The sequence below is a fragment of the Cetobacterium sp. 2G large genome (assembly GCF_014250655.1).
Classification (GTDB): Bacteria; Fusobacteriota; Fusobacteriia; order Fusobacteriales; family Fusobacteriaceae; genus Cetobacterium_A; species Cetobacterium_A somerae.
Genome location: NZ_JACHTH010000002.1, coordinates 117,026 through 137,318, shown reverse-complemented (window position 1 = coordinate 137,318; position 20,293 = coordinate 117,026). Strand labels below are relative to the sequence as shown.

The 20,293-nt window shown below is 26.3% G+C and carries 23 protein-coding genes; 2 read left to right on the top strand and 21 right to left on the bottom strand.

From position 1 onward, the window contains the following. Nucleotides 1-12: 12 nt before the first annotated feature. The 6 genes from H5J23_RS01085 to H5J23_RS14125 form a co-directional block, all read right to left on the bottom strand. Nucleotides 13-255 (bottom strand): hypothetical protein, encoded by a 243-nt coding sequence (locus tag H5J23_RS01085; protein WP_185890493.1) that lies wholly within the window; start codon nucleotides 253-255, stop codon nucleotides 13-15. Between the two features lie 16 nt (nucleotides 256-271). Continuing rightward, a complete protein-coding gene (locus H5J23_RS01080; protein ID WP_185890492.1) occupies nucleotides 272-550 on the bottom strand; it encodes a hypothetical protein in 279 nt (92 codons plus the stop codon). Further along, nucleotides 547-1,059, bottom strand: a complete 513-nt coding sequence (locus H5J23_RS01075) for a macro domain-containing protein (protein ID WP_185890491.1) — start codon at nucleotides 1,057-1,059, stop codon at nucleotides 547-549. The genes H5J23_RS01080 and H5J23_RS01075 overlap by 4 nt, the downstream gene beginning before the upstream one ends. After that, on the bottom strand, nucleotides 1,052-1,699 hold the full coding sequence (locus H5J23_RS01070) for a hypothetical protein (protein WP_185890490.1): 648 nt from the start codon (nucleotides 1,697-1,699) through the stop codon (nucleotides 1,052-1,054). Before H5J23_RS01070 ends, H5J23_RS01075 begins: the two co-directional genes overlap by 8 nt. 554 nt (nucleotides 1,700-2,253) lie before the next feature. Beyond that, nucleotides 2,254-2,436: a hypothetical protein gene (locus H5J23_RS01065; protein ID WP_185890489.1), complete on the bottom strand. Its 183-nt coding sequence runs from the start codon at nucleotides 2,434-2,436 to the stop codon at nucleotides 2,254-2,256. Between the two features lie 240 nt (nucleotides 2,437-2,676). Further along, on the bottom strand, nucleotides 2,677-2,805 hold the full coding sequence (locus H5J23_RS14125) for a hypothetical protein (protein ID WP_255494322.1): 129 nt from the start codon (nucleotides 2,803-2,805) through the stop codon (nucleotides 2,677-2,679). A gap of 405 nt (nucleotides 2,806-3,210) precedes the next feature. On the opposite strand from H5J23_RS14125, the gene H5J23_RS01060 reads away from it, so the two are divergent. Both H5J23_RS01060 and H5J23_RS01055 read left to right on the top strand, forming a co-directional pair. Beyond that, nucleotides 3,211-5,430 carry a MobA/MobL family protein gene (locus H5J23_RS01060; protein ID WP_185890488.1) on the top strand — a complete coding sequence of 740 codons (2,220 nt, stop codon included), beginning with the start codon at nucleotides 3,211-3,213 and terminating at the stop codon, nucleotides 5,428-5,430. 31 nt (nucleotides 5,431-5,461) lie between these two features. Continuing rightward, nucleotides 5,462-6,445, top strand: coding sequence for a S66 peptidase family protein (locus tag H5J23_RS01055; protein ID WP_185890486.1), 984 nt, complete (start codon nucleotides 5,462-5,464; stop codon nucleotides 6,443-6,445). Nucleotides 6,446-6,627: 182 nt separating this feature from the next. Here the strand turns inward: H5J23_RS01055 and H5J23_RS01050 are convergent, their stop codons facing one another. From H5J23_RS01050 to H5J23_RS00980, 15 genes are all read right to left on the bottom strand, one after another. Continuing rightward, nucleotides 6,628-7,689, bottom strand: coding sequence for an ElyC/SanA/YdcF family protein (locus tag H5J23_RS01050; protein ID WP_185890484.1), 1,062 nt, complete (start codon nucleotides 7,687-7,689; stop codon nucleotides 6,628-6,630). After that, nucleotides 7,682-8,419, bottom strand: coding sequence for a response regulator (locus H5J23_RS01045; RefSeq protein WP_185890483.1), 738 nt, complete (start codon nucleotides 8,417-8,419; stop codon nucleotides 7,682-7,684). Before H5J23_RS01045 ends, H5J23_RS01050 begins: the two co-directional genes overlap by 8 nt. Before the next feature lie 2 nt (nucleotides 8,420-8,421). Beyond that, nucleotides 8,422-10,047: a sensor histidine kinase gene (locus H5J23_RS01040; RefSeq protein WP_185890481.1), complete on the bottom strand. Its 1,626-nt coding sequence runs from the start codon at nucleotides 10,045-10,047 to the stop codon at nucleotides 8,422-8,424. Then, nucleotides 10,034-10,942 (bottom strand): substrate-binding domain-containing protein, encoded by a 909-nt coding sequence (locus H5J23_RS01035; RefSeq protein ID WP_185890479.1) that lies wholly within the window; start codon nucleotides 10,940-10,942, stop codon nucleotides 10,034-10,036. The genes H5J23_RS01040 and H5J23_RS01035 overlap by 14 nt, the downstream gene beginning before the upstream one ends. 107 nt (nucleotides 10,943-11,049) lie before the next feature. Then, on the bottom strand, nucleotides 11,050-11,808 hold the full coding sequence (locus H5J23_RS01030; RefSeq protein ID WP_185890478.1) for a hypothetical protein: 759 nt from the start codon (nucleotides 11,806-11,808) through the stop codon (nucleotides 11,050-11,052). Between the two features lie 33 nt (nucleotides 11,809-11,841). Then, nucleotides 11,842-12,000: a hypothetical protein gene (locus H5J23_RS01025; protein WP_185890476.1), complete on the bottom strand. Its 159-nt coding sequence runs from the start codon at nucleotides 11,998-12,000 to the stop codon at nucleotides 11,842-11,844. Nucleotides 12,001-12,095: 95 nt separating this feature from the next. Next, complete coding sequence (locus H5J23_RS01020; RefSeq protein WP_185890475.1) at nucleotides 12,096-12,272, bottom strand: SMI1/KNR4 family protein; 177 nt, start codon at nucleotides 12,270-12,272, stop codon at nucleotides 12,096-12,098. Nucleotides 12,273-12,290: 18 nt separating this feature from the next. Further along, entirely contained in the window at nucleotides 12,291-12,752 is a 462-nt protein-coding gene (locus H5J23_RS01015) for a toxin-antitoxin system YwqK family antitoxin (protein ID WP_185890473.1), read from the bottom strand. Between the two features lie 47 nt (nucleotides 12,753-12,799). Beyond that, nucleotides 12,800-14,548, bottom strand: a complete 1,749-nt coding sequence (locus H5J23_RS01010; RefSeq protein ID WP_185890471.1) for a hypothetical protein — start codon at nucleotides 14,546-14,548, stop codon at nucleotides 12,800-12,802. A 1-nt stretch (nucleotide 14,549) separates the two neighbouring features. Next, a complete protein-coding gene (locus tag H5J23_RS01005) occupies nucleotides 14,550-15,194 on the bottom strand; it encodes a hypothetical protein (protein WP_185890468.1) in 645 nt (214 codons plus the stop codon). A 9-nt stretch (nucleotides 15,195-15,203) separates the two neighbouring features. Then, nucleotides 15,204-16,061, bottom strand: a complete 858-nt coding sequence (locus tag H5J23_RS01000) for a hypothetical protein (protein WP_185890466.1) — start codon at nucleotides 16,059-16,061, stop codon at nucleotides 15,204-15,206. Nucleotides 16,062-16,369: 308 nt separating this feature from the next. Next, a complete protein-coding gene (locus tag H5J23_RS00995; protein ID WP_185890464.1) occupies nucleotides 16,370-16,672 on the bottom strand; it encodes a hypothetical protein in 303 nt (100 codons plus the stop codon). A gap of 26 nt (nucleotides 16,673-16,698) precedes the next feature. Then, complete coding sequence (locus tag H5J23_RS00990) at nucleotides 16,699-17,625, bottom strand: toxin-antitoxin system YwqK family antitoxin (protein WP_185890463.1); 927 nt, start codon at nucleotides 17,623-17,625, stop codon at nucleotides 16,699-16,701. Between the two features lies 1 nt (nucleotide 17,626). After that, on the bottom strand, nucleotides 17,627-18,121 hold the full coding sequence (locus H5J23_RS00985; protein ID WP_185890461.1) for a DUF2628 domain-containing protein: 495 nt from the start codon (nucleotides 18,119-18,121) through the stop codon (nucleotides 17,627-17,629). Continuing rightward, the gene (locus H5J23_RS00980; RefSeq protein WP_185890459.1) at nucleotides 18,122-19,819 is read right to left on the bottom strand and encodes a toxin-antitoxin system YwqK family antitoxin; all 1,698 of its coding nucleotides are present in this window, start codon (nucleotides 19,817-19,819) and stop codon (nucleotides 18,122-18,124) included. Nucleotides 19,820-20,293: the final 474 nt, after the last annotated feature.

The window sequence follows — 20,293 nt, the reverse complement described above, 5'->3', positions numbered from 1 at the left end:
AGTACCTTTGTTCTAATCATAAATTTTTTTATATAAAATATCAAATATTTGATAGGTAGTTTTTGAACTATCTATATCATACTCTAAAAAATTAGCATAATTTATTAACAACGGCTTTATACTAATTTTAGAAATAGCTCCATTTTTTAATACTTCCATTTCATGTTTACCTAATTCATTTTTCATGTACACTATATGATATATATCCTTATTTTTTTGAATACCTATAACTTTTAAAGTTTTTAAATCCAACATTTATTTTCTCCTTTTTCTAAGCTATTAATTTAAATTGTTTTACTAGCTTATTAAATTCTTCTTCTGTTTCTTTATCAGAAGTTGAGTTAAATAACCTTTGAACTATTTTTTTATCTATAGATATAAATGTGATTTCATTATATAAAACATAATCCCATACTAGAAATCCTAATTCTTCACCATATTTTATAGGTTCAGTTCTATGAATAAACCCAAAAGTTGGACATAATGTTTTTACTAATTCTGCTATATTTTTTATTGCTTCTAATATGGTTTTAAATTCATCTATCTTCATTTATTTTCCTCCAAATATTTATTATAAATTTCTTGTTGTTCAATCGTTCCACACACAAAATATATTTTCTCTATGTTAGTAGTATTTATAAAGCCTAAAATAGTATCTACAGCTATTTTAGCTCCTATTTCAAGAGGCCACTTATATAATCCCATTCCAATACAAGGAATTGCAATTGATTTGAAATTATTTAGTTCTGCAATTTTTATTATATTTTTATAACAGTTTTTTAATTTTTCTTCTCTATCATCTTCTTCTAAATAATATTTAGGTGCTACTGTATGTATTATTTTTTTTGAAGGTAGATTATATCCCTCTGTTAAAATTACTTCTCCAACTTTTAATTTAGAGTATCTAGAGCACTCTTCATCCAACTCTTTCCCTGCACTACGAAATATTGCTCCACAAAGTCCAGATCCTCTCATTAAACTACTATTAGCTGAATTTATTATAGCGTCTACATTCAGTGTGGTTATATCCTTTAAAATTATTTCTATTTTATTATTCATCTAATTTTTTAACTTTTCCTATAAAAATAACATGAGAATATTTATCTATTTCACTATCTGTTTCATTATCTGTATAATTTAAAACTTCAGGTAATTCGTATACCCATCCCCAATCACAATCAGGCATATCTTTTTTAATTTCTGCTATTATATTTTTTTCTACTTTTTCATTATCATTTTCTTCTTTCGGTACAGTTACTGTTAACATATATAAAGAAATTCCGTAAATAGTTTTATTTGAATCTATATATTCATTGACTATTTCTTTTTCTAATTTTTCTATTTGTTCTTTTACTTCATTCCATTTAGACAAATCTGTTTTATTAAATTCTTTTTGCTTATACCCCCAAAAACAATGCTTAAATTCAATTAAATAACTACATTTCCTAGTTTTATCTAAAGAATAAAAATCTAAATAATTTCTATGACCATTTTGATAATAAACTTCCATAAGGGTTCTAATCGAATTATTCTGTAAAGCAGGAAATAAAAAAGAAGACATTGTTTTCTCCTTATAACATAGAGGATTCTCACCTAACTCTCTTTGTGTTCTTTCTAGTTCCAATTCAAAATCAATACATACTCTTTCAATAAAATTCTTTACTACTAAATCATCAATATCATTCTTAAAAAACCTCATATGTTTCCCCTTTCTCTATTTTAGTTTCTGTACATTTATATGATATCACAAAATAAGACCAAAAACAAAAAAAACAAGAGCTTTTAAAACTCTTGTTTTCACTGAATTTAATGCTGCATATTCTATGATAATATCTACCATTATTTCTTCAATATTGATTTTAAAGTCTCTATGTAGATGCTTGAAGATTTTTTCTTTTTAATAGATTCAAATCCAAAATAAAAAAAGTAGAGGGAAACCATCACAAATCCCTCTACTTTACTACTAAATCACCTTCGAATAATTTTAAAACTTTCAATCATTTTCTTAAAAAACTTTTTAAATCTCTTAATAGTAAAACAGTTTACTGACTTTAAATCTATTACCTCATATAATAGTTAGAAAAACAACTTCATGATTTGTTAAAATTAATTAAAATATTCTCTCTTTATTTAAAAAAATTAAAACATCTTTGAAACTGTGTGATGGTTATTTTTACTGCTTTAAATCTTTTTCTACTCTCTAACTATTATTATAACTTTTAGACGTTAATTTTTTTTAAAAAGTCTTTTAAATTATTCCAATTTCCATTCACCAAATTTTTCCCATTTTTCATTTCTATTTTCATGAACTACAATTTTTCTATTTTCTCCTAATTGCTTTATTAATTCATTAATGTAAACAAAGGTATTTTCATAGTCTTCTATCTCTTTAAATAATAAAACTTCCTCTTTTTCTATTAAACACACTCTATACATTATCTACCTGCCTTTTTTATTTTGTATTCCCTATATAACATATTTAAATAATTTTTTTTAATTTGTCTATTATTTTTTATTATACCATATACTTTTTGACCATTACTACACCTGATATTATGACTTACTAAGACTAAACTTGAATTAGTAGTATTAACTTTAAATACTTTAAAAAATATATAACTCCTGCTTTAACATTTGTTAAAATCTTAAATAAATCTATTTGATATTTTATCTTTTTTATACATAAGCTACACTGTAACAGTTATTCCATTCTATTAATGGTACGTTATGATTAAAACTCTTTTCAACTTTCACAGTAGAAATTACCAGTAACAGATTAATCTCATATTCACTTAAAAATATCACAATATCCTCATAGATAAACCGAGCATTTTCTGAGTTAAAACTATTTTCAAAAATAAAATTTTCTAAAAAATTATTCTTTGAAAAAATATCCAAAATCAGTTAGTACAACAGTTAAGTAATGGTACTTCTTCATAAGATTAAATCCTTCTTAAAAAAATTAAGTAATTTTATGCTCTTTATTCAAAGCATTCGGAGCTTCATTTTTTTGAAAAAAGTAGAAAGAATAAAAAATAAAGAAAAATACAAAGAAATTGATCATCAGCTTTGTATAAGTACTCAACAGAAGTCACCAGAGTGCACGCTTAATAGTTTCTAACATTTGCCTTGGCAAATTGCTAGAAACTGCGTGTTTGAAGATATTTTCTGACCTTTCAGGTGTCTTCGACTTTTTTAGGAGGTGAAATCATGGCAAATTATCATTTGAATATATCTTATGGTAGAGTTGGAAAAGGTGGGCCACATATTGACTATATTTTAGGACAAAATAAATACGTTAATAAAGAAAATGAGATTAAATACACTAATCACAATTTGCCTAATTGGTGCAAATCTCCTAAAGAATTTTGGGTAGCTGCTGATGACAATGAAAGAATTAATGGCACAGTGTATAAAGAGATTAGAATATCTCTTCCTAATGAACTATCTCATGAGAAGAATATTGAACTTTTAAATGAGTTTATAGATACTATTTTAGAGGGAAAATATCACTATTCTGTATCTATTCACAGTAAAGAAAGTTCATACAAAAAAGATATTTTAAATACTCACGCTCATATAATGTTTTCTCCAAGAGAACTTGATGGAATTGAGCGAAATAAAGATATTTTTTTTAAAAGATCAAATGCTAAATCTCCAGAACGTGGAGGTTGTAAGAAAAATACAAGTTGGAATAATGTAGAAAAGTTATTAGAGATAAGAAAAATTTGGGAAGATATACAAAATAAGTATTTAGAAAATGAAAAAAGTAATGAGAGAGTTTCATGTGAAACTTTAGAGAAACAAAGAGAGATTGCTTTAGAAAAAGGAGATCATCTTTTGGCTGAATCTTTAGACAGAAATCCTATTCACATTAATGGAGCCTTATTAAAAAAACCTGAAGAGAAATTAAGTGAAGACCATAAACATAAGCTAGAATCTTTTAAGCTAAATAGAGAGATAAAAGAGTTAAAAGATGAAATTCTAAAATTAGAAAGATTAGAAGCTGAGAAATCTTTGAAAAAAGATGCGATTAAAGAGATTGATTTAGAGTTAAATAGTTTTAGTGATAGTAAATACCAAGATATTTTAGATACTCATGAGAAGTTAGAAGGAATAAATGTGCAGATCTTAAAAGTTGAACATGAGCTTTTAAGCAGTTTTAATATGGAGAAAAATAGATTAGATTCTTTAAATCTATTATTGAAAAATTTAAACAATGATAAACTTAATTTAGAAAAGTATTTGGATCAATTTGAAGAAACAATACAAGAGAATGAATTTAAAGTTTATGCAGAGGAAAAATTAAAAAATAGTTTCAATACTATGTTTAATATATTTAATCAAAGCAACTATGAAATAAAAAAAGCTGAAAAGATCTTAAAAAATATTCCAAGACAGTTGGAAAACTTAGAAACTACAAGTTTAAATATTCTGACTAAAGGTGAGTATTCTAAGTTAAAGAGAGAATTGGATTCCAATGAATCCAACTTAACAAAATATACAGCTTATTATAATCACAGAGTTGGTAGTGAGAAGGAGCTAAATTTCTTTAAAAAAGAGATTGAGAGATTAAGTGAGTCAAATAAAGTTATTTTATCTCAAATTGAAAAAATAAAAAGCGATTATTCCACTCCTGAAATGAAAAATAAAAAGATTAGAATTGAAAAAAGTATAGAGTCAAAATTGCTAAAAGAAAAAGAGTTACAAGAATCTATTTTATTAGATAAAAAAATAATAGTGCTTATAATCCGTAAAAAGCTCATTAAGATTGATGAAAGAGATTTTGAGTGTTATTTATCTAAAGTTGAGTCAGAACGCTTTAAATCGCATTTAAAAGCTTCGAAGTCATCTGAGATTTATAATTATTTTAAAAATATGAAATTTGAAGATATAGAACGACTAGCTTTAAACAGTTTAAGTAAGGGAAGATACTTTAAAGCTATGAAAGAATATGAAGTTTTAAATAATAAAAGAATTGAGTTAAATAGAGAAAAAGATTCATATTTAACATTATCTAAAAAGTTATTGCATTTAGGATCTTTGTCTAGAGTAAATAGAGAACTTAAAAGTGTTAATGAAGCTCTTTTGAAATTAGAAAAAGAGTTTAAAGAGATCCAAACATCAATTGGTGATAAAAAGCTTTATGAAGAAATATCTAAAATTAATAACTTAAGAGAAACTATTACCAAAAGATATTATAAACAAAGCAATATGTTTAGAGAGAAATCTGAACTTAACGAATTTTTTATTAAAGAGACAAATAAATTAAAAAAAGATTTAGATTCTGAAAAAGATATATCTAATAGATTTACTAAAGCATCTTTAAAAACAAATTATATTAATTTAAGAGGAAAAATCTTAGGTAACTATTTAGTTGATTTTGAAATAGAGAAAAAGAAAAGAAAAAGTTTTGAAATGAGTTTTTAAAATATATAAAAAATAGAACACAGGAGGCTATATGTTTAAATTAAAAAAAGGAGACATTATTGGATATTATTCCCCATCTGCTCCAGCCACTTTTTTTGCACCTACACGATATAAAAGAGCTCAATTTTTTTTAGAAAGTAAAGGGTTCGAATTAATTTCTGGAAATCTCTCTGAAAAAAGTCAAGGTTATAGATCTGGAAGTATTGCTGAAAGAGCCAATGAACTAAATACTCTTATTGAAAATAAAAAAGTTAAATGTATCATGTCAACTATTGGTGGAAGTAATTCAAACTCTATCCTGCCTTATCTAAATTTTGATGAAATTAAAAAAAACCCAAAAATATTCATAGGATACTCTGATGTAACTGCAATTCTATTGGGTATATATGCCAAAACAGGTATTATAACTTTTTATGGTCCCGCTCTTGTGGCAAGTTTTGGAGAATTCCCACCATTAGTTGAGGAAACTTACTCATACTTTTCAGACATTTTAATGACTGAATTAGAACTACCTTATACATTCAAAACTCCTGATAAATATACTGATAAGTTTATAAATTGGGAGGATCAAAATACTCCTAAAACTACTTACGAGAACAGATTAGTTACTGTTATTCCTGGAAAAGTTTCAGGACGATTAATAGGTGGAAATTTAAATACAATGTATGGAATTTGGGGAAGTGAATATATGCCTGAAATTAAGAAAGGAGATATTCTTTTTATTGAGGACTCTTTAAAAACTGCTGCTGATATAGAACGAAGTTTTTCTTTTTTAAAACTTAATAAAGTTTTTGAAAAAGTTAGTGGAATTATTTTAGGTAAACACGAACTTTTCAATGACCAAAACAGTGGAAAGAAGCCTTACGAAATTCTATTAGAGGTTCTTGGAGATACAAAACTCCCTTTTCTAGCTGAATTTGACTGTTGCCATACTCATCCTATGTTAACTCTTCCAATTGGAGGACAAGTTGAACTTGATTCTACAAATAAAAAGGTAACACTTTTGAAGTTTTAAAAAAATTTATAATTTTTAAAACTTTTTTATAAAACCTGTGGTCTAAATATCATAAAAAGTGTTAAAGATAAAATAATTTTAATCCCCCCACGTTGGAGCCTCTATCCCCCCAGAGGCTCCTTTTATTTTTTTGTAATAGTAAAATAAAATGAGGGACATATTTCCCTCATTTTTTTATCTAATTATTGCTGAATTCCAGGGTATGCCCAAATTCCAGATGTTCTAATTAAATCTCTATAAATAACTAACTTTTCAGCTTCAGAAACTTTCTGTGCCTCCTCTAAAGATGGATAATCTAAGTAAACTAAATTTGAATACTCAACATTTAATCCCTTTAAATTAGCAGCCTCTTGGAACACACTTAAACCTCTTCTGATATGACTTGCGCTACTTATAAGAGTTACTTTTTCAGGTTTCAAAGTTGCTAAAATCTCAGTTGAGTAAATAGCATTTCCAACAGTATCTTTAGCTAAGTCATCCATATAAATTAACTTTGATGGAACTCCTTTTGAAACTAACCAGTTTCTCATTAAAAAAGCTTCTGTTACTCCACCCTTTTGAACTCCTCCAGAAACAATTATTGGAGATTTGGGATTTTTCTTATGTAATTCATATCCTTTTTTTAATCTTTCAACTAAAGTAGGTTTCATTACTCCACCTTCACCTAAAGCATATCCTAAAATTACAATTGCATGATTCCCATTAACTTTAAAAGCTTCTGTATTTAACTTTGCTTTTGAGAAATTATCAGCCATAGAAAACTTCTCTAAATATTCTTGAGTTTTTTCTGGATGATTCTTCTTTAAAACCTCTATTGTTTCATTAAATGTTTTCATATCTCCCATCTGTTTAGAATATCCTGCAAGAAGAATTCCTGCCTCAAAATTATCTGGATACATAACTAAAATATCTCTATATGTTTGAAGAGCTTCTGGTGTTTTCTTCTGAATTATTTGAGTTGATGCAATACCAAATCTTAAATCAGTTCTATAAGGGCTAAGAGCACTAGCTTCTACAAATGAATTTTCAACTACATCATATTTTCCCTTTAATGTAATCCCCTTAAAAAACTCCTTTTCAGCTTTACTTAAATCTCCACCATGCCAGTAGTAGTGGATACCTGTTTGTGTCAGTTGAGCAATCTTCTCCTGATCATTTGAACTTGGATACTTACTTGTTGAACTACATCCTGTTAACATAATAAATCCTAATACCGCTGATAAAACCTTAATCTTTTTATTCATCTCTCCTCCTTAAAAAATCCCCTGGGGGTATATTAAAATATTTTTTAAATACAGTGCAAAAATGTTTATAGTCGGAAAACCCAACCATCTCTGAGATTTCATAAAGTTTATATCTCTCCTCTTTTAAAAGTAAAATACTTTTAGAGACTCTATGTTTATTTAAAATATCTAAAAATGTTTCATCTGTCTCTTCCCTAATTTTTCTACTTAAATAGCTTGCGCTTACATCTAACTCTAAAGCAATATCTTTTATACTCAGCTTTGTTACATATCTATCTAAAATTATCTGAACTGTTTTTCTAACAAAAATATTGTACTCCTCACTCAGATATCTACTTATGGAATCACTTTCACTTTTATAAAAATTACTTTTAAACTTTTCAATTGTCTCCAAAAGAATATCTTCATCCAAAGGTTTTAGTATATAATCTAAAACTCCAAGCTTAATCCCTTTTTTTGCATATTCAAACTCACTATAACTACTTAAAATTATAGCTTTAAATTGAAAGCCTTCTTCCATAGCCTGCTCAATCATTTCCAGTCCATCTAGTATCGGCATCTTTATATCTGTTATCACAAGGTCAGGATTTAAAGTTTTTATGAGATCCAGTCCCTCTTTACCATTTTTCCCCTGCCCAACTATTTTACAATTTAATAGATCCCAAGAAATACTTTCTATCAAACCCTCTCTTATTATTTTTTCATCCTCTACAACTAAAACCTTTATCATTCTTACTCCATATCCTCAGGTAAAACTATTTTCACAAGAGTTCCTCGTCCCTTTCTACTCAAAATTTTTACCCCGTATTTCTCTCCATAATATAACTTTATTCTTCTATTTATATTGTATAACCCTATATGATTAGTTACATTATCTTTTTTTAGATTTTTTCTTATCTCTATTAACTCATCTTTAGAAAGTCCATCACCATCATCCAAAAAGTAAATAACTAAACTTCCTTTTTGCAACTTTCCTCTTATATCTATATGAAGTTTATCCTTTGAAGAAAATCCATATTTTATTGAATTTTCAACTATTGGTTGAAATATAAGTTTAGGTGTCTTTTGATTATTTAAATTACTCTCTATATCTATACTGTAGGAAAAATCATCTCCAAATCTATATTTTTGAATCTCTAAATAGCTCTCTATAAACTTTATATTTTCACCTAATGAAATGATAGTCTTTCTATTATCAATACTGAATCTAAGAATAGATGAGATATTTAAAATAATTTTATTGCTCATTTTCACATCTTTTTTTATAGTGTACTTTAACATCTCCAGTGTGTTAAATAGAAAGTGCGGATTAAATTGACTCTCCAACTGTTTAATCTCTAAATTAATGTTGTTTTCAAACTCTCTTTTATTTATCTCAATAAGATTTTTTATATCTAATAACATCTTATTATAAGAGGTCGCTATGATTCTAAGCTCATCATTAGTTTCTACCTCTAAAAAATTATTTAGCTGTCCTTTACCCGTACTTTTTATAGCACTGATTATCTTATCAATCACAGCTAGTTTTTTATTAATAAAATAGTTTATTATCAAAAATATGCACGTGATTAAAAATATAAAAATAGTTATAAAATAAACAATTTGCTCAAAAATTTTAACTAACATAAAATCTAAATCTCTATATATATAGATATGTAGTTTAGAATTATATATTCCTGATTTAAAAAAAATATTTTTCTTATTAACTGGCATCTCTATTCTATTTAGATTATCTGAATAATTATTTGTATTTCTCTTTAAAATATATCCATTTTTATCTGTAAAAATATAGTTGCCATTAATCTCAATCTTTTTAAAAATATCCTCAATTTCTGAATCTAAAATATAAAAAAGAATGTAGTTGTAACTTTTATCCGCTAAATTTTTAACTTTGCTACCCATTGTCAATATGGTTTTTTTCTCATTTAGAAATCTCATCTCTTCAGACTCTAAAACTATCCCCTCACTATTTTTCAGTTTTTTTAAAATCCCCCAGTTGGAATTTAAACTGCTTCCTCTAACAAGAGAGCTGCTTTCAATAGTTGGTTTAAAGTTTTTATCTAAAACTATGAAATTTCCTTTTAAATCAAACTCGTTTTTTATCTTATAAATATTTTCAAAATCTAAACTCCTATTTTTTAACTCTTTCAGTGCTAGATCATATTTAGATAGCAACTCATCTAAACTCTTTTGGATAAAGTTAAACTCCTTTTGACTCTCCTTTTTTATAGCTGAATACTGTAGAGAGTAGATTACAACATACCCAATTAGAGATAGGAAAATAATAGGAAATATAAAATAAAGTATCAGAAAATCTTTTATCTGTTTTTTTAAACTCACAAATTTATTTTGAGACATGGTTATTTTCCTTTAATAGGTTATCAAAGTTTTCAATCCAAAGAGTTCTATTTTTTTCTATCTCAAACTGGTTTGGATCTATGAAAACCCTGTGTTTTAATGTATTTAATTTTCTACTGAAAAATATATCATCTCTAACACTTCTTCTGTTCAACGAAATGTTGGAAAAAAGTTGAGTATCATAGCTACTTAAAAATTTTGTAAAAGCCTCTGTGCAAGAGTTTTTATTTAAAACATAGACTCCGTCACTTTCAGCTAACACACCCTCTTTCATATATACAATCTCTAAACTGCTGTTTTTTTCCATAGCTTTTATCGCTGCAACTTCATGAGTTAAACCCACTATACTCTTTCCATTTACAACTTTTTCCACCACATCTTGAGAAGATTCTAAGTATATATTATCTGTATTTTTTAATAATTTTTTTATAAAATTCCAAGGTTCATCCATCACATATAAAATATTTACTAAATGCTCAAAAGATGAGGATGACACCTTTGGGTTTGAATAAGCTATTCTCCCTTTTAATCTAGGATTTAAAAGATCATTGTATCCTTCAATAACAATATCTTTTTTTATATTTTTATTCACCAATAAGACATTTGGAATTATTGAAAAAGAGTATGACTCTTTTATAATGTGATTTAATGGAACTACAGAAAGAGTTGTTCCACCAAAAAATATGTCAGGATAATCTTGCTTTTGTTGCTTTAAAACTTTAGTGACTAACTCCCCTGTTCCTCCAATCTCTACTTCAACCTTGCAATTATAATTCGATTCAAACTCTTTGATTAGGGGGTATAAAGTTTCTATCGAATGTGAAGAGTAAACTTTTATTGAGTTAGAGTAAGCGTATTGTATAACAATAATAAAGAAAATAATCAACTTCTTCACTGTAGCCCTCCATTAAATAACATATATTAATTTTAATGTATTTATTGACTGATTTCAATACTTAAAAATATTATTTTATACTAAAAAATGAACTAGAATAAAATACCCTAGTTCATTTCCAAACTTTTTATAGTATAAAAAAATTCATAGATTTCTGTAGCATCTTCATCTAAAAATTTATTGGTAACAACCGCTCTTATTCCAATATCTCCCTCTATGACATCTAGATATCCATAGATAAATTGAAACTCTTTAAATCTACTTTTTAGTTTTTTTTCAAGCTTCTCATAGAGATCTCCCTGCATTAAAATCTCTATAAATAGCCCTGTATTTTTATAAAAATAGTTTTGTGAAGAGATTCTGTTGTTTAGATTTATAAATTTAGCTTTCAGATTTGGATTGAGCGAGTTCATTGGAGAATTAAATTTTTTCCTTGAGGCAAAAAAATCTGCACCACTTCCAAATGATGTCATATTGACTCTATAAAAAACTCCATCATCTGAGAAACTATAATAACTTTTTTTTATTTTTTCTGGATTGGTAGTAGTATTAAGATATACCCTGTAATTATCTGGAATATTTAAACTCATCTCTTTAAATAAATTCACACAGTACTTTACGCTTTTATCTTTAAAAAAACCTTTTCCTAAATAAAACTCTATGGCAGAAGATCTATCTCCATAAATAGTTTCTATATCAGACATTTGAATAAATTTCTCTCCAAAACTTCTCTGAAACTTCTCTGAAACTTTCAGCTGTTTTTTTACAAAAATATTTTTCTCATTTCTAGCTTCCTCTATCCCCTTTAGAATATCCTTTGAGCTATCCTTTTCGTTAAAAACATACGAGAACTCCTCCTTGTCCAACTTATCAACTAGTATTACTTTATAGTTTCCCTCCTACTTTTTAAATGTTTCTGATTGATAGATTTTAATAACTCTCTCTATTTTTATCTCATTTTTAAACTCTGTGGCAATTAGATTTTTAATCTCCTTTGAATAGAGATGACTCTTTAAAAAAATTATGCTAAAAATAAAAACTACAATGTTTTTAATCATTCTTCTCTCCCTCTAAACTCATAGTCTCTATAATTTCAATAGCTATTCCTCCTACCACTACAAGTAAAGAAACTATCAACATCTTAAAATATTTTTTATATTTCCTTTTTTAATAGACTCCATCCGTTTCTTTCCAATAAAAGATTTACATAACTCTCAGGTAATTTATATCCCAATTGAAATTCAACATCTTTTATTTTATTGATGTCTGTTTCCTCACCAGTATAGAAAAAATCCTTAGAATTCCATATACCTAAACTTAAACTTTTCATTTTTTGCTCCTTAGTATATTAGTATTTAACCTTTCCATCCTCATAATAGCTTTCAATAATTCTATCTGCTTCTCCAATTTTACAAAGCATTTTAGTTTTTAGTTGTCCGTTTTCATAATATATTTTAACAACTCCATCCTCTATATTATCCTTATAAAATGCTTCTGTTCTCAATTGCCCATTTTCATAATAATCCTTTGTAACACCATTTAACTTTCCATCTTTATATGTAAACTTCCCATATACCTTTCCATTTTTATAGTATATTTTAGCCACTCCATTTAATTCACCATTCTTATATACTCTTTCACTTTGAAGTTCTCCACTTTCAAAATAATCCTTAACAATCCCATTATCTTTTCCTTTTTCATAGATTAACTCAGTTTTTAATTTCCCACTTTTATAATATATCTTTGTCACTTCATTTTTATCACACGCACTAACAAATAATAATATAATCAAAATCAAATATTTTTTCACATCTTCCTCCTAAAGTAATTTTTTATACAACTCCAACTTTACTTTAGCTAATACGATGGCCAATATTGTGGTCCAGCTTCCCACAAAACAACTTTTACCCCATTTCTATACTCACCATTTTCTTTTAATGCTCCATTAGAAAAATATATTTCATATGGACCGTCTAATATTCCTTTAACATAGTTAAAAGATGATATTAAATCACCTCTAGAAGAATCATAATTTTTCCAAACTCCACTTTCCGCTCCATCTCCAAAATATCCAGTTTTTACAACGGTTTCTACATTACATGGTGATTCTGTTATAGAAGCTGTTCCTGGGAAAAACCCTAAGTTAAACTCTTCAAAATATCCATCTTTAACTATATCCTCATAAGATTTTATTTTTTCACTTTTTCTTTTTCCATAAAAAATCTCTTTTATTCCAAAATATTTAAGCGGATCTTCATACCAACGAATCCCATCTTGAGAAGTTTTTCCAGGAGAATAATTTTGAAATACAACAAAGATATCTTTGTTGTCAGAACTTTTTAAAGAGTATAGATTTAACTCCTTATTTTCCAACTTTGCATCTAAAAGATTTAAATCTTTAAATTGTGTCAGTGACTCTCTAGCTTTATAGTATTCATAACCACTCTGAGGATTAATCACTTTATCATATATCGAATAATTCCTTTTATAATGAGTATAGTTTACAACTTTTTCTAAAATAGAGTCCTTATAAGTTTTAATTTGTGATACTTCTCCATTTTCTTCAGAATATTTTATCTCCTCTATTTCATTTTTAGAATTATAAGTAGTTGAAGAAAATATATGAAGTTCTTCAGATCTTCTATAAAAAATATCTTTTTTAATTAATATTCCATTAGCAAAATACTTTTTAATAGGGAGATAACGCTTTAGCTCCTCTGAATACTCATAAGAGTTCCAAATTCCAGTTTTACTATTCTTTTTATAGTCTCCATTTTCATATTCATTAAAATATTTTCCATTTTTTATAATACTATTCTCTAATATCTCTCCTTGAAAAACTTCTTCCAAAGTTATCAATCCCAATCTTTGAATCTGAAAAAGAAAATAGTAATTTCCATCACTAAATATTACACTGTTTCCAATATTTTTTATGAAATTCAATTTATCAAGTGAATAAGTTCTAAAATATTTCTGAAGATTAAACTTTTCATAATCTTGAGAAATAAGTTCATATTGATAAAAATAGGCTTTACTATTATACTCATCTTTTCCCATCCTTTTTGAAACATCCCAAATGTTACAATCATTAAAATTTACAACTTTATAATAAGGCACTAACTGCTCCAATTCTTTTTTAGCTAAACTAGCATTAAAATTTTGAACATTTTCGATTTTTTTGTTTAATTTTTGAGAAGTAGCAATATTAAGCGTTTTAAAAAAATCTATCGCTTCCTCTTCTTCATATCCATTCTCATTCATGTATAGATTTCCTAGCGAATATCCTTCTAAAGAATTTTTATTATTTTCATTATAAATTATAAATATCTCTTTAATATTATCTTTATTAATATCATATAAAAAAACACTTTTAATCTCTTTTTTTATATTTAAAGTATCTAAAACTGTACTTAAATTTTTTTCAGGTATTTCAAAAATAATATCATATCTATTTTTATTTTTTTGAAATTTTAAAACTCCATTAATTTTTATTGTTTCGTCTTTATATAATTCCAATTCCAAGTTTTTATGAATTGAATCTCCATATAAATTCAATTGAAATAAAAAAATCATAGATATTACAAATTTATAATAAAATTTATTCATGCTACACCTCTATTTTAAAGTAATCTTTTAAAACATTTATATACTTTTCTGGAATAAGAATATAATTAGCTTTATGTAAGACTTTATTCTCACTAATCTCCTCTTCAATACCAGTTGTTATTGCCCACTTCCCATTAATAACTCCTATTTCCCCTTTATATTTAGTCGGAACATATGTATCTTCATATGCAACATATAAAGTTCTCATCATTAAACCTGGTTTCAATCTAAAAAGTGGATCTTCTGATTCATATCTATTTATTTCTAAATTTTTACTCTCTTCCAATACTTTAGAAATAGTATCACACAAATCTTTAGCAGTAAAAAGCTCATATCCCCAAGATACTTTAGTTATTTGTCCTTCTGTAGGTATCTTAAAGTCCTCTTTCACATAGAGTGCATTATCTAAAAAAGATCTGTAAACTATAAAAGTTTCCGTTGGATCTCCTACGCTAAATAGGGAAAATCCATCTCCTTTAGCTATTCTTTTTCCCTCTTTATGTCCTCCCTGGGAGATAATGTAGGTACTCCCTTTCCAACGAATAGTATCTCCAAAAATCTCAGGTGAATTTTTTTCATAACCGAGAAAAATTTTAAAAAAAATAAAAATAATACTTCCTAATAAAATAAATTTAAATTTTTTCATCTATCTCTCCTAAACTTCTTCAGTCATCTCTAATTTATTTTTTATAAACCAATATTTATATAGATACGTAAAAAATAGATATAAATATAACAGAGTGATTAAAATATAAAGTTTAAACATCACTCTTAAATTTTGAAACTCCTTTTCACTAAAATCTTTTTTAGAGGCATCTAACGTTATGACTTCAGTCATTTTATTTTTTTTCGTTATAATCCCTACTGCACTAAACTCCGTTCCGTTTATAAATTTTAAAATTTGTTTTGAATTTCTTTTTAATAAATCGTAACTGACACCTCCATTTGAAAAGCTATAGTAACGTCTTATATTTTCGGGTATCAAATCTATTTTAAACATAAAATCATTTTTTCTAACCTCTCTATACTTTTTTAAAAACTCAATCTCTTTTTCATAAAAATCATAGACGTCAGCTATTTGAATAACACTTTCATTTCTAAAAGGATATAATGGAAGTTCTTTGAGAAGAGTCATTATCTTATTATCTTCACTGGAGTTTTCCCTTCTTAAAAGATAGATTATTCCTGTAGATTCATCTGACATAGCCTGAACATTTTTTAAAATTAATTTATCTCCTATTTCAAACTCTGAAAAACTATACTCTTTGCTTTCCTCAATAATTATCTCTTTTCTAGTATTTCTATGTAGTCCATCAGTATAGATTCTAAAAGCTTTAAATGAAAAAATTAAGCAAACTATTAAAGTTAATATAATAGATATTTCAATACATCTAAGACGGCTAACTCTAGTAGTTAATCTTCCGTTTGTTATAACATCATCTATTGAAAAAGTTGGAAAATACTCTATCTTACATAGTTTATCTCCAGTTTCATATAATTTTGAAAAAAGCATACCTCTTAAGTTGAAAATAATAGTACACCCCAGAACGCACAAAGTAAACACAGTTGTTAATTTTGAAAAGGGATTAAAAAAAGCAGTAAATAAAAATATAAAAGATAAAATAAAATTGCTAAAAATTGGATCTGTTTTATCTCTTTTACTTGGAAAACTCTTAATCTCTTTAACATAATCTAAAATATTAAATCCATTTATCTCAATAACATAAAAACTACCTAAAGCAACAACTCCTTTTAAAGTTACAACTTCATTCTCTTTTAAAAAGAACTCATTCTTATTTATAAAGTAAGTGTTAAAAATATTTATTTTCCAATCGTTAATATAATTAAAAGAATATGTGTACTTAATCCCATATTTCCCACGAAAGCTTCTATCTTTTTTTTGACCTTTCCCTCTAAAATATTTACAATTCCCTTATTTTTTAATAAAAATATATTTTTGTAAATTCCATTCAATAGAAATAAATCTTTTTTAGATAAAATCTCCCTAGTTTCTTTAATACTTTCTAATTTTTCCTTAGTCATTGGTTCAGAATAAAAACTATCATAAACATAGCATAGATAGCACAAAATAATAAAAAATATAATTATTAAAAGCTCTCCCATTTCCCCTCATTTCTATAAATTATTATTTAATTATCAGATTTATAAAATTTTTTATATAATTCGTTTTCTTCCTCTTCACTTAAAACACATTCATAAATAATATCCCCATTTTCTGAATAGTTAACCTCTTTAAAACCTGTTCTTTTATCACCAACATAAGTATCCATAACTTCGTAAACCAATCTATTATTTTTAAAGTTTTGTGTTTTTATCCATATTCCATTCCCAAGTTTATCAACTTCATTAATATCAAATGTAATTGGAGAATCATGTTTCAAAACTTGGACTATTGTAACATCTTTTAAATGTTCATACTCTTCTTTTAAAAATATATTTAAAGGTACATCATTTAAAATTTTAACTAATATTTTTCTATCAGAATCATAATAAACTAAGGATATTAGTTGATTATCTTTCCACACCTCATCTGTTTGAATCTCCTTAGATGAATAATATGTTTTTTTCACTCCATCTAACTCTCCATTTTTCCAATTGGAAAACTCTTTGATGCTTCCATCTTCAAAATATTCATAATACTCACCTACATATTTTCCATTTTTTAAAGTATATTCTAACTTTTTTTTATCGGTATAAAGTGGTTTTATTTTTCCTCTTCCAATCCACTCAACTCTAAACTCCTCCTCATAGTATTCAATAAATTTTCCATTACTAGCTTTATAATCTCTGTATGCATCTATAGGAAAAAGAATAGTATCATATATAAATGATGAGGTCCTATCCACCATGTATATAGGAATTGCTAAAGGTCCCAAAGTCATTCCAAGAACAACATATAAAGTCCCCTCTGTACTATTACTACTCATCTTGAAATTAAGAGAGGGATATACTCCTATATATCCCTCTCTTCTTTTAATTTTAGATGTAAAAGATGTTAAAAATATAAAAATAGCTATACTAATTCCTATTATTAATTTTTTATTTGAAATTTTCATATTAATCCCCTAATAAAAGCATTAAAATAACTCCAGTTACTCCTGCGATAGCCATTGGCATTAAAACACCTAAAATAAACCCATATAAAATTCCTATTTTTGAAACTCCTATTTTTTCATCACCTTTAGTTATCCTTCTTTTTAAAGATAAAAAATAGATATAGTTACCAAAAAATCCCATCAATCCCATTAAAGCATAATTTAAACCTCTAATAGTAGAGGTAGAGATAGCTGTTAAAGAAAAAAACTCATACATCATTGCTAAAAAACCTAATAAAGTAACACAACAACCAACGATAAAAGTTTCAAAATACATCTGTCTATAACCCATCCATAATGGGCCTAGAAATAAGGCACAAAAATTAGTTTTATTTTTTGGTCCTTTAAAAATATTTAGATAATATTCTCCTTTTTTATCAATATACTTTAATAACTTTTCTTCATTATTTTCTAAAAACTCTTTATTTTTTTGATTTGATTTTATATAATTACTCATCTATACTCTCCCTTTATACTCTACTAATTCTCCCTCTTCTGAATAAAAATTATGATTTCCTATCCAAGAGATATCGTTATTATAATTATCTTCGTAAATATAATATCCCTCTTCCTTTATATTTCCATTGGGATAATAACTTATAAATCTATATACATTTTCATCTGATAAATAAATTGTAGTACTATCTAAAATCTCATTAAGATAGTTTTGTGTATCTATAAATTTTCCATCCTCTGAATAGTTTGTCACTATTTTTAAAGATTTATTTTGATTAAATGTCAGTAGCTCTCCTATCCAATAAAATACATTTGTATCTCTAAAGAAAGTTCCTTTTTGTGTCAGGATTTCATTTTCATCATAACGCTCTATTGAGTATTTATTTTCTCCAACTATTTTTTGTTTTTTTCTTAAATTTCCATTCTCATAATAAGAAATATCTAAGTTTTCATATCCTTTTATAATATTGTATGAATAGTCCTCTTGATTATGTTCACAAAGAGCATCCTCCCATTGAACATAACTCTCTATTCCTCCTGATTTATAATATGATTTTGAATAATTTAAGTACGAGTATCCATCAATTAAATCATATTTACTAATTGATTGTAACTCTCCTGTTTCATAAAACCACTGAGATATTCCAACTCTTAGTCCATTTTGATAAGCTAATTTAGCATAAAGTTTTCCATTTTCATAATAAAGTAATGAATCATTTATTGGGGCATTATTAGAATAATATGTCTCATCCTGTAGCCGACCTGATTTATAATATTTAAAAAACTTTCCACAACGTTTTCCATCTTTTAAGTCTATGCTACATTCTATTTGGCCATTTTCATAATAGCTTTTAAACTCGCAATTTTCTTTTCCTAGAATATAAAAACTATCAGTTTTTATAACTCCATTTTTGTAATAATCTTTATATTCTCCATCTATTAAGTTATCCACATAAGAACAAATCTTTTTTAACTGACCATTTTCATAAAAAGTCCATCCCATTCCAATGTATTCATTACTATTATTGAGAGTTCCTATGCTCATCAAGTTTCCATTTAAGTAATATTCAACAATTTTTGAAAACTTTTTAAATTTATATATTTTACTTTTTAATTCACCTGTTTCGTAAAATTCTATTGTTTGATTTAAATTTGTTAAAAATTTTAAACTTCCATCCTCATAATAATATTTAGAAGTCCCAACAATTTCACCATTAGAATACTCCTGCTCTTCTAGTAAAACATCCTTTTCATTATAAAGATAACGATAACCATTTTTTACAAATTCAAAATTTTCTACACAGTACTCCTTTAAAGCTGGATTAATAACAAGAGTATTGTATCCACTAGGTGTCACAATTCGCTGAGACATTAAGTTATTTGTAGCATTTTCAAAAACTTCTATCTTTATTATGTTTTTATAAGTTATATCAAAAGTTATATCTTCATAAGAGGATTCATTAAAAATACTTCTAATAACTCCCACATTCTCTGAAGAAAATTCCCAGTACTCTAAAGCATATTCATTATCTAAATAATACTCTATATATTTATATTCATCTTCATCCTTGTTAATAAAACTATTATAAAAAATATTTAAATACTCTATCTCATCATCATTGTTTAAATAATATATTGAATAGTATCCTTCTTCACTACTTAATTCAATTCTTCTTAAAAACATATTATTTTTCTTCAACTCTTTCCCTCTCTTGAATTCGATACCATAATTCATCTATAAAAAACGGAGATTTTATCTCCTCCATTATATTTTCTATAATAGTCATATCAATCTGCTCTTTTTTAACTATTTTTTTAGTATCTCCTATCTTTAAATATAAACTTTCAATCTCATAATTTTTTATAGTTGCTGATAGCTGTTCTCCTCCATCTAAAATTAAAATTTCTTGAGGAACTTCTTCATCATCAAAATCGATTTTAATTTGAAGCCCAAGCTCTTTAGAAACCTCTTTGTATATTTTTATTTTATTCTCTTTTATCTGGACTGCTTCGATACTATAAAAATCATTTTTTAATATTATACTTTTATCTTCAAACTCAATTGGTGAAGCGTCAATTGTAAATAAAAATAAAATATATATGGTAATTAAAATAATTTTATTTATAATGCTCTCCCCCTTTCTTCTAATGAACCTATTCTATAACTTATTTT

Bases quoted from the DNA above. Each gene is read 5' to 3' on its own strand.
- H5J23_RS01085 (WP_185890493.1), bottom strand. From the start codon at position 255: ATGTTGGATTTAAAAACTTTAAAAGTTATAGGTATTCAAAAAAATAAG.
- H5J23_RS01080 (WP_185890492.1), bottom strand. From the start codon at position 550: ATGAAGATAGATGAATTTAAAACCATATTAGAAGCAATAAAAAATATA.
- H5J23_RS01075 (WP_185890491.1), bottom strand. From the start codon at position 1,059: ATGAATAATAAAATAGAAATAATTTTAAAGGATATAACCACACTGAAT.
- H5J23_RS01070 (WP_185890490.1), bottom strand. From the start codon at position 1,699: ATGAGGTTTTTTAAGAATGATATTGATGATTTAGTAGTAAAGAATTTT.
- H5J23_RS01065 (WP_185890489.1), bottom strand. From the start codon at position 2,436: ATGTATAGAGTGTGTTTAATAGAAAAAGAGGAAGTTTTATTATTTAAA.
- H5J23_RS01060 (WP_185890488.1), top strand. From the start codon at position 3,211: ATGGCAAATTATCATTTGAATATATCTTATGGTAGAGTTGGAAAAGGT.
- H5J23_RS01055 (WP_185890486.1), top strand. From the start codon at position 5,462: ATGTTTAAATTAAAAAAAGGAGACATTATTGGATATTATTCCCCATCT.
- H5J23_RS01050 (WP_185890484.1), bottom strand. From the start codon at position 7,689: ATGAATAAAAAGATTAAGGTTTTATCAGCGGTATTAGGATTTATTATG.
- H5J23_RS01045 (WP_185890483.1), bottom strand. From the start codon at position 8,419: ATGATAAAGGTTTTAGTTGTAGAGGATGAAAAAATAATAAGAGAGGGT.
- H5J23_RS01040 (WP_185890481.1), bottom strand. From the start codon at position 10,047: ATGTCTCAAAATAAATTTGTGAGTTTAAAAAAACAGATAAAAGATTTT.
- H5J23_RS01025 (WP_185890476.1), bottom strand. From the start codon at position 12,000: ATGATTAAAAACATTGTAGTTTTTATTTTTAGCATAATTTTTTTAAAG.
- H5J23_RS01020 (WP_185890475.1), bottom strand. From the start codon at position 12,272: ATGAAAAGTTTAAGTTTAGGTATATGGAATTCTAAGGATTTTTTCTAT.
- H5J23_RS01010 (WP_185890471.1), bottom strand. From the start codon at position 14,548: ATGAATAAATTTTATTATAAATTTGTAATATCTATGATTTTTTTATTT.
- H5J23_RS01005 (WP_185890468.1), bottom strand. From the start codon at position 15,194: ATGAAAAAATTTAAATTTATTTTATTAGGAAGTATTATTTTTATTTTT.
- H5J23_RS01000 (WP_185890466.1), bottom strand. From the start codon at position 16,061: ATGCTTTTTTCAAAATTATATGAAACTGGAGATAAACTATGTAAGATA.
- H5J23_RS00995 (WP_185890464.1), bottom strand. From the start codon at position 16,672: ATGGGAGAGCTTTTAATAATTATATTTTTTATTATTTTGTGCTATCTA.
- H5J23_RS00990 (WP_185890463.1), bottom strand. From the start codon at position 17,625: ATGAAAATTTCAAATAAAAAATTAATAATAGGAATTAGTATAGCTATT.
- H5J23_RS00985 (WP_185890461.1), bottom strand. From the start codon at position 18,121: ATGAGTAATTATATAAAATCAAATCAAAAAAATAAAGAGTTTTTAGAA.